At 55.2% G+C, this 9288-nt stretch carries 9 protein-coding genes; 2 read left to right on the top strand and 7 right to left on the bottom strand.

The annotated features are described in order from the left end of the window. Positions 1-641 (bottom strand): M48 family metalloprotease (locus tag JW937_00870; protein MBN1585964.1); only part of this gene is annotated, 641 nt, incomplete at its 3' end. Continuing rightward, the gene (locus JW937_00865; GenBank protein ID MBN1585963.1) at positions 638-928 is read right to left on the bottom strand and encodes a MerR family transcriptional regulator; all 291 of its coding nucleotides are present in this window, start codon (positions 926-928) and stop codon (positions 638-640) included. The genes JW937_00865 and JW937_00870, both read right to left, overlap by 4 nt. A 207-nt stretch (positions 929-1135) precedes the next feature. Between JW937_00865 and JW937_00860 the strand changes: the two genes are divergently transcribed. After that, a complete protein-coding gene (locus JW937_00860; protein ID MBN1585962.1) occupies positions 1136-1960 on the top strand; it encodes an inositol monophosphatase in 825 nt (274 codons plus the stop codon). A gap of 61 nt (positions 1961-2021) precedes the next feature. Further along, positions 2022-2411 (top strand): hypothetical protein, encoded by a 390-nt coding sequence (locus JW937_00855; protein MBN1585961.1) that lies wholly within the window; start codon positions 2022-2024, stop codon positions 2409-2411. Here the strand turns inward: JW937_00855 and JW937_00850 are convergent. The 5 genes from JW937_00850 to JW937_00830 form a co-directional block, all read right to left on the bottom strand. Next, a complete protein-coding gene (locus JW937_00850) occupies positions 2390-3133 on the bottom strand; it encodes an aminotransferase class IV family protein (protein MBN1585960.1) in 744 nt (247 codons plus the stop codon). The two genes, JW937_00855 and JW937_00850, sit on opposite strands and share 22 nt — an antisense overlap. A gap of 55 nt (positions 3134-3188) precedes the next feature. Then, on the bottom strand, positions 3189-4763 hold the full coding sequence (pabB, locus tag JW937_00845; protein ID MBN1585959.1) for an aminodeoxychorismate synthase component I: 1575 nt from the start codon (positions 4761-4763) through the stop codon (positions 3189-3191). A 118-nt stretch (positions 4764-4881) separates the two neighbouring features. Next, positions 4882-8256 carry a hypothetical protein gene (locus tag JW937_00840; GenBank protein ID MBN1585958.1) on the bottom strand — a complete coding sequence of 1125 codons (3375 nt, stop codon included), beginning with the start codon at positions 8254-8256 and terminating at the stop codon, positions 4882-4884. Positions 8257-8380: 124 nt separating this feature from the next. Beyond that, the gene (locus JW937_00835) at positions 8381-8863 is read right to left on the bottom strand and encodes a TIGR00725 family protein (protein ID MBN1585957.1); all 483 of its coding nucleotides are present in this window, start codon (positions 8861-8863) and stop codon (positions 8381-8383) included. Between the two features lie 201 nt (positions 8864-9064). Further along, positions 9065-9288: hypothetical protein (locus JW937_00830; protein MBN1585956.1), on the bottom strand; the 224-nt coding region annotated here is incomplete at its 5' end.

Below are 9288 nucleotides of genomic sequence, written 5' to 3'. Positions count from 1 at the left end.
GCGCCTTGCGCGTCGGCTCCGAACTCACGCGAACGCGAAATAGCTAGCTGCACAACGGTCGCGCCCAACGGCGCCACAATGGCCATGGCCAAAAGCGCTAAAAGATTGCCCGGGCCGTCTTCGCTGTTGCGGCCGCCAAAACCGAAAATCGCGGCCCAGCGAATCATAGTGGCGAGCAATGTAATGGCGCCGGCAATGGTGGCGGCCACACACATCACGAGAGTGTCCCGGTTCCTGATATGACCCAACTCGTGAGCAATGACTCCCTTGAGCTCGTCGTGATCCATGAGAGCCATGAGGCCTTGAGTCACAGCCACGGCACCGTGGGCCGGGTCCCGGCCCGTGGCAAAGGCGTTGGGCGCGGCCTGCGGCAAAACATAAACCTTGGGCGTGGGGATCTGGGCGCGCATCGCACACTCTTCCACAATACCGAAAAGCTCCGGAGCTTGATGCCGCTCAATGGGCTGCGCACGATACATCGCAAGCACAATACGATCGCTAAACCACCAACTTCCCACATTCATCCCGATCGCGAGCAAGAAGGCAAAGCTCGCACCAGCCCCCCCGCCGATGGCCTGCCCCATCCATATCAAAATCACCGTTAAAACTGTGAGTAACACCCCTGTACGCATGGTGTTCATCGAAGATACCCCTTGGTTTTCAAAATAATCTTCACGCCACTGGCGTTGACCTTTTCTGACTGCATGAGAAATCTGATGTAACGCAGGCGCTCCACATCACGGCTGCAATAGAGACGGCTTTGGCCAGCCGTGCGTGTTGGAGACAGAACTCCCAGACGATCAAGCTGGCGCAGAGTCCAAACAGGCAATTCCACAAAACGGCAAACGACACTAATCGTGTAGACTGGCTCGTCCGGAGCTACCCTAAGATGAAAACGCTTATCAACTTCCCATTTGGCTTGCTTCATTTTTGTCCCGCCATTATCTCAGATCGGCCTCAGTCATGTAGATTATACAGAAAATCTCATCCAGTCAATCAGATTTTCTAACAGAATCCCCCCGTGTTTCACCGCTGTTCCACGGTGTCAGGCACCGGTGCCTGGCACCGGTGCCTGACACGGAAACGGAAACGGCGCTTGGTTGACTTTGGTATCGGGGTCTGTTAAAACTCCGGCATGTCTTCGCAACGCAAAGAAATCCAGGGGCTTCTCAAGCTGGCAGTCGAAGCTGCACACGCAGCAGGACTGGTTCTGCGCAAGAACTACGGGCGTGTGCAACAGATCGACTACAAGGACGCCACGGGCCACGAAATCAATCCAGTCACGGAGATTGACCGCCTGGCCGAAGAAACGGTCCTCCAGGTGCTCCGCGCCCATCGCCCCAAAGACGATATCCTCAGCGAGGAACAAGACTTGAAGCGTACAGGCAGCTCCCACCTCTGGATCCTGGATCCCCTGGACGGCACAGTCAATTACGCGCACGCCTATCCCCGATTCTGTGTTTCGCTGGCACTGCTATTGGAAGGAAAACGCAGCGTGGGCGTGATCTACGACCCGATGATGGAGGAGCTCTTCACCGCCGCTCGCGGAGAAGGCGCCCAACTCAACGGCCAAACCATCCACGTCTCCCCCATCCAGGAACTCAAACGCTCCCTGGTCTGCTCTGGTTTTGCTTACGACCGGCGTGAACGCGCAGCATTCTATCTTTCCTTCTTTAAAGCTTTCATCGAACGTACTCACGGCGTGCGCCGCGACGGCTCCGCAGCCCTGAATCTGGCCTATACAGCGGCCGGACGCTTTGAAGGCTTTTGGGAGTTTGGGCTTTCTCCCTGGGATATTGCCGCAGGCTGTCTGTTGGTGGAGGAAGCAGGCGGACGGATCACCAATATGGCAGGGGGTCCCTGCGAGCTCGACGGCAAAGAAATACTCGCAAGCAATGGCCTGATCCATGAGCCAATGATTTCTGTAATAAGTGAGGTTTTGAGCGCCTGGAGCGCCTGAGCCTCCGTTGACTTAAGCTGCAAATTGTGGTATAGTTAAGTAGTTTTTAAGGATTACAAAAATGCCAAACGATCGCGAAGACCTCGAATTCCAAATCTCCTTCTTTGAAGGGGTTCTGAGACGCCAGCCGGAAAGTGTCCAAGCTCTGAGCGCCCTGGGTGAGGCCTACACCTGTGTGGGAAAGTTCCGGCAAGGGCTGGCAGTGGACCAGCAGCTGGCGCGGCTAAGGCCTAATGACCCCGTGGTTCACTACAATCTGGCCTGCGACTACTCCCTGCTCAAACAAACAGCCCCTTCCATCCGCGCCCTGGAACGAGCCCTGCGCCTCGGCTATGACGATTTCGATTTATTGGAAAATGACCCGCATCTCAATTACGTGCGCCGCAGCGTCCGCTACAAAGAACTGCTCGCAAAGGCCTTTGCACAGCGTCAAAAAAGCAACGAACTATAGCACTCCATCTGCTCCTTGGTCTTAACTCCCGGCGCCCCGTTTCCAATCCGCTGCCCTTCCAATTGCACCAACGGCATCACTCCCATCACCGCATTGGTGAGAAAGGCCTCATCTGCATCGAGCACATCACTCAAAAGCAACGACTCCTTGGCATAATCCCAACCCCACTCCACAATCTTTTCAACGACCAGAGAACGGGCAATCCCCGGCAAAGCCCCGTCTTCTAAAGGCGGCGTCTTCACACACCCATTCTTCACCACAAAAAGATTGCTCACACTCCCCTCTGCAAGAAAACCGCGTGAGTTTTGGAGCAGGCCTTCAAACACGCCTCGTTCGCGCGCCTGGCGCCGCGCCAAATAATCACCAAAATAGTCGAGTGTCTTGTAACGGCAAAGCTTAGAACTCTCATCGCGTTGCGCCGGAACCAGCGCCGCGCCCACTCCCTGAGAGTAATGCTCAGACGTATAAGCAATGCCTTCTTGAACCCGGAACTCCCACGCGGCAGACTTGCCCTCGCCTCCGGTCGCAATCAAGCGCAAGACTCCTTCTTCAATATTGGACTCAGAGACGCGCTGCACCGCTGCAGCACGAAGTTCGTCTTTTGGAGGAAGAGGGGAAAATCCCAAGGCAATCCATCCGCCGCAGAGACGCTTGAGATGGCGGTCTAAAAGAGGAATACGTCCGCGCGAAATGCGCATGGTTTCGAAGAGACCGGAGGGCATACACTCAGACTGATGTACTGGTTGAGCGGGTACTGGGTGTTTGGGGGGTTTGGTTTCAGGCACCATCGTCATCCCGGGGAGCTCTTCGCATTCGCTCTGGGTAAACTCCGCGACGTGGGGATCTGTTTTCCACAAAGATGGCTTCGCACTGCTCGCCACGACACACGGATGGCACGCCGCCGGAGCCCAACGCGCTCACTTCACCCCCCAACACCTGCAGAAACGCTGCGGCCTTGTGCAGAGTCTCCTGGTACTCGGCATCCGGATCCGAATCCGCCACAATCCCTCCGCCCACATGCAAATAGCCCTTGTTGCCTTGGGCAAGAATCGTACGGATCACAATCGAAAAATCCATATTACCAGCCCCGGAAATCCAACCGATTGAACCGGTGTAAAGGCCTCTTCCCAAAGGCTCCAGTTCCTCGATGATCTGCATGGCCCGCACCTTGGGCGCGCCGCTAATAGATCCACCGGGGAAGGTGGCCCTCAAACAATCCACCGGCCCTGTTCCTTCCCTCAACTGCCCCGCAATGGTAGAAACCAAGTGGTGAACCGTGGCATAGGATTCCAATTCCGCCGAACGCTCCACACGCACACTCCCGGGCTTACAAACACGCCCCAAATCATTGCGCTCCAAATCCACAATCATCACATGCTCAGCCGCGTCCTTGGTGCTTTGCAAAAGCTGCGAGGCCCGCACCCGGTCTTCATCGTTTGTTGCCCCGCGCGCCGCAGTTCCCTTGATGGGCCGCGTCTCCACTCGGGATCCCTGGACGCGCAAGAAACGCTCCGGACTCAAACTCAAGACCGAAAACCCCGGATAGTTCAGAAACGCACCAAAAGGCGCGGGGTGTGCTGTGCGCAAAGCTGCGTAGAGCTCCACCAGATTCCGGCCGGGCAACTCGAATACAAATTGATGGGAAAGATTCGCCTGATAGATTTCACCGGCCGCGATGAGCTCCTTGCAGCGGGTGATCATTGTGCGGTAGTCTTCGCGGGCCATTCGGGGCTCCGGCCTCTGAGAGCGGCTGAAATAGCGGCGCACCTCTGGAAGGGGACGGCAGATGTTAAGGAGACTCACGAGCTCCTGGAAGACCGCATCCGGATCACTTCCCTGGCCCGGTGTGACACACAACCAAGCCTCGCGCGTGCGGTGATCCCATGCCAAAAGACGATCGTACCAGCAGAACACCATGTCCGGCTGCGGCGGGCTGTCCTTCTTAACTCGCGGTACCTGCTCTATCCGTTCGCGCAAACCATAACCCAAATAGCCCACAGCCCCGCTTGTAAAAGGAATCCAATCCGCGGCTTGCTCAGTACGCGTTTCTTGAAGCAAGATTTGCAACTGTTCGAAGGGATCTCCTTGCAAAAGGCGGGTGTGGCCTCGGCCACCGGACTCGCGCCGCTTCCACAACCTCAACTGTGTGCCTTGGGCCGAGAGAACCTGATAGGGGGCCCATCCCATATAGGAAAACTGCCGCAAGTCTGCAGGCCCGGCCGGAACGGGACCGCTATCCAACAACGCACTGTGCGGCTCGCGCAACAAAGGCCACGCAAGCTCAAACAGATCCGCGCAATCTCGCAGAAGATTGCTGGGCAGCTTTCGTATGATGGGGACGGATAAGGGCATCTGCTAGGGCTCTCCGAAGAACCCTAATAGCCTAGCAGATTCGGAGAAAAGGGGCCAAGGGGGGACGGACCTCGCATAACTCATTGGGAGGCAGCGGGTAATTGAGAACCGTCCCTGGTTAAAGGGATTGTTCGAGGGGTAGGGCGAGGTCTGCCTCGGCAGCTACACGGCCTATCCCTAGTATCCGCCGCATCCATGCTCTCATATCGATACGGGGCTCAAAACGTCGCAGTTCTGCTTCCGCCCAGTTTCTTGTTTGTGGGTTCGGGGATGCGGCAAACGCTTGCAAAGCTGTCTTCATTTTTGCAACTACAGTCTCTGGAAACGGATAAACATGATGCACAGGTAGACATACCTGCAAGAGATTAATCTGAAACCTTTGCCGGGCGGCATTGGTGGGCTGCGCCAGAGCCCCGGAAAGAAAGTCTTTAAAATCATCTTCGTTCAACAGCGTCTGAAACAATCTCGGCCGTTCCATAATTTTCTCATGCAACTCCTCAATCAAAAGCAGCGCAGTCTGCGGATGAGCCACTTCCATAAATCGGAACAATCCGCTCAACATCAGCGTATTCCTGCACAGGTCAGGAAAATCATTGTTTGTGTCTGCAATAGACATATGCCAGATAAAATCAAATAAACCTGGGGCGTTCTCTTCACCGGATACCCAAAGTCCGGCAACGACTGCTTCAACATTCGTATCCTGTTCCCGCACAACAATCTCAGCCAGGGACTGAAGCGCACTTGCCGAGGCTTCCCGGAGAACCTCGCTCAGACTGTATCGGTCAAACGCAACCTGCCTCAGAGCACTCCTTAAATCACAATAACCCGCCTGAAATAAATCCGGATAAGCGGAAATCCTCAACGCCTCCAATTCATCGGGTTCCTCTGTGGCCCGCGAAAACAAAATCTCCTGACGTAAGGGATTATTATCACCGGCCGCAACCGTACGCACTAAAGCCTGCCGGAATCCCCAATCTTCATCGCCGGAACGGAAGATTCCCACCAGCAAATCGATGGGCGGATTTCCACACAAACTCAAGGCGATCGCCGCGTCCTGGCGCGCCGCTTTGAGTTTCGGATCCGTAATCCCGCTTCGATTCACAAGGGTTACCAGCCGATTATATCCCTCCGGATGCCCAGACATCACCCGCGCAATGGCCCGCCGAACCACAGAAGAATCTGCAGACTTATACATAAGAGCGGTTTCCAAGACATCCCAATCCTCCAGATCAGCCAAATATTCAGCAGTCTGTATCCGGAGATCGATTAGCCCCCTGGGATCTCGTGTAAAATACCGGTTCAGGTCTCTGTTACGGTTCCGGATCTCACCAAGCAAAACCTGCCGTGCAGTCGCCTGGCCCAAAAGCTCCCGAACAACAAGTCTCTTTACATCAAGATTTTCGCCAATCGTCCCAAATACTCTATAGAGTTCAGCCTGGGCTGCCGCACTTGCGTTTTCCGCATCCTGCATTCGAGCAATCTCAACCAGAGCGGTGGCCACTGCTGAACGAATTTCATCAGCCTCAGGAAGAGTCCAATTAAGCGCTCCGGCGAAACGCCCAAAAAAGTACTTTATTGAAGACGAATCAAGGCTCCCCTGACGATCCAAGAAGCCTGCGCCAGGCTCTTCAATTAGAGCCTCAACCAAATCCAAACAGAATGCGCGAACAGAATCAAGTGAAGGCGCGTCTTCATTGCTTATCCGGCTGAATCTTTCCAGCAAAGACCCGGACTGGCCGACGGCTTCAGCAATCGCAAGACCCTCCGTCTGTGGATGGGGTTGATCAGAAAGTAGACGCATCAACTCCGGAGAAAACCGAACCAGATCCAGCTGTGAAGCATTGTTCCCAGCCACATCCCTAATAATCTGTTGCTCCCGGGACACAACCTGTCTGTCAGCATCCTCTGTAAGAATTGTAATGAGGTAAACCCAGCCGCTGGAAGTCAAGAAAAGAGCATGTGCCGCATCCTTGCGTGCCGTTTCATTAACCTCTTCTGTTACCAAAATGTCCCGCAACAACCGGGCAACCCTTTCTTGATCCTCCTCCAACTCTAAACCGAGCAAAAAGTATTTCAGAACAGCGCTGGATACTAACGGAGCACCCTCATCAATTGCGACATGCACATTTGTATCCAAAACCTCATCGAACCTCCGGATCAAGTTGAGCAGTGCCGCTTTTGCGACTTCATCTGCCAGCAGGGCAGCCTGCTTCCGGGCCTGCTCTTCCAGATCATTTCGCGCCTCAATCCCCTCTCTAACAGCCTTCGTATTTTCAACAAGGCCTAATAGATATTGCCAATATTTCGCATCACCCCGAACTCCAGGATCTCTCAGTGAATACAGCATCAAGTGGCTGGGAACAACCTGTTCCGCCCACTCACCCCCCTGGTGCCACAGAGACTCTCTGAGAATCGCCTCGGTGTGCGTAATGCCTGTCCCCGCCGTTCCCCCAATCCAATGATCCAACTCATGCGAGATTGCCTGCATTACAAGTCCCGGGTTGAGATTTGCTGGGTTGCATGCATCCTTTATAAAAGACATCGGAACATTAAGGACAATAGTTCCATCGTCTTCATAAGAAAAGCAGTAAACGGGCCTGCCTTCCCAGAAACTTGCACCTTGCCCGAAATCCGCAATATAGCCCAAAGTCCCCGGCCAATTAGTCAAAGTAATTTGAAGGCGAACGCGCCGGCCTCCAGATTCGGCGCTTTCGTCTCGCAATAGCCGTTCAATGAGCGCCGCATGGGGTGAAGGCGAATTCGCCGCCTTCCCTCTGGCAACTTCATCGAGAAGTCGCCGATGCTCCTCTGGAAACTGCCTCACATGGAAGGGCTGACTCATTGCGGATGTCTGAATGAATTCGACCAGAGCCGCTTTCTGATCCCCGCTCAAACTCGTTCCAGGGGATCTGCGCGTTTCAACCGGGAAACTCTTCGCAACCCCTGAGGTTGCCAAGGCCTTTTCAATCCACGCCTCTATCTTCGCGACAATTCCCGGACCCACCTGGGTCTCATTCTGTAAGGCTTGGCGGATTCGGGAATCTGCCAAGACTCTCTGAACCTGACTTAGCAATTCTCCGGCCCCTGCCCAGGTGCTCGCCCTTTCACTGAAGCCAGCCTCAAAAAGTCCCCCCCCTATCTCCGCGTGTGAGCCGCCGTTACCCGACTCCGGCGCCTCTTGCGCTGCAACCGCAAGCATCAGGAGAGTCATCTGAACCGGCACCGGGCTCCCCCCGGCAAGCGGCCTCAACGCATCCATCAGTTCTTGGTTTCCAGCCAAATTTTGGAAGCGCCGGAGATTTTCGGTACGCAAAGCCCAGTTACGAAGCTTTTGGGAATCCGCTGAATTAAGACCAAAGGCGGGAATGGTGGCGAGTTTGTCTGCCGGAGGCACAGGCGCAGCAAAAGCCACACCACTGCCCGTCCAGAGGAACATGGAAATGAGATATGCGGCTGGGAGGCGATGGCCCCACCTGCGGACAAGGTCCTTCACGTACCGTGGGTCTCCGTTCTTTATTCGTTATTCTGACAAGAAAATAAGTCTAGAGGATAAGGAAAAGTATAGCATATGGGGTGCCATCGGCAAGAGTTTTTTTATTTCTTTATTTTGTTTATTTTCAGGGGGCCTTGATACACTTGAGGGCAACTCGGACAGCTTCTTCGGGAGTGAACACGGAGTGCACGCCCAGGCGTCTTCCTTTGGTGCCCAGCGGCCCCCAGGTCTCCACGCCGATCACGGGCTTGCCGGACTTGAGAGCAAAAGCAATCTCGGACAAAGTGCCATAGCTCCCGCCGATGGCAATGAGTACTATCGAGGACTTCACGATAACCAGGTTCCGGGCCTCGCCCATGCCTGTCACGATAGGAATGTCCACATAGGGATTGGCCGCATCGGCACTGTCCTCAGGCAGGACGCCCAGGGTCAGGCCGCCGGCCTTCTTGGCGCCCTCGCACGCAGCCTCCATCACTCCCCCCAGACCCCCGCAAATAAGCACAGCACCGCCCTCTGCAAGGCCCTGTCCGACCTTGCGGGCAAAATCCATCAGCTTGGGCTCCACTTCAGCCTGGCCTATCACTCCGATAATCGGTTTAATCGACATAGAGCATCTCCAGTTTCACCTAGCCCGGATCTTGCACGAGTCTTCGTCGCGAAACACCGGAACTGCGTGGCAATGCAAGGCACACGACCAAGGCCCCCGGAGGAATAGCCGGAGGCTATTTCGAGGACGGCCGCGGGAGTGCAACGCAGCAGTGGCGTGCAGTTCCGGCGTTGCAGCAGAACGGCTCGCGCATGATTCGGGCTAATAATCTTCTTCGGGATCAGAGGGAAAGAGTCCACCGCCCTGGGGCATGGAGAGCACTAAATAGCGATTAAAGAACTCCACCACTCTCTGCTCGTAATCCTGGGGATAAAGAGCAAAACCTTCGAGATGCGCCGCCCCGGGCACCAACCACAACTGCCGGGGTCCTCGCGCCGCATCGTACAAAGCCTGGGCATCAGAGGGAAACATCCGGTCATCCTGCG

Source organism: Candidatus Omnitrophota bacterium, assembly GCA_016929445.1.
In the GTDB taxonomy this organism is placed as follows: domain Bacteria; phylum Omnitrophota; class Gorgyraeia; order JAFGIU01; family JAFGIU01; genus JAFGIU01.
The sequence above is the reverse complement of the archived record's forward strand: the minus strand, read 5'-3'. Positions and strand labels throughout refer to the sequence as shown.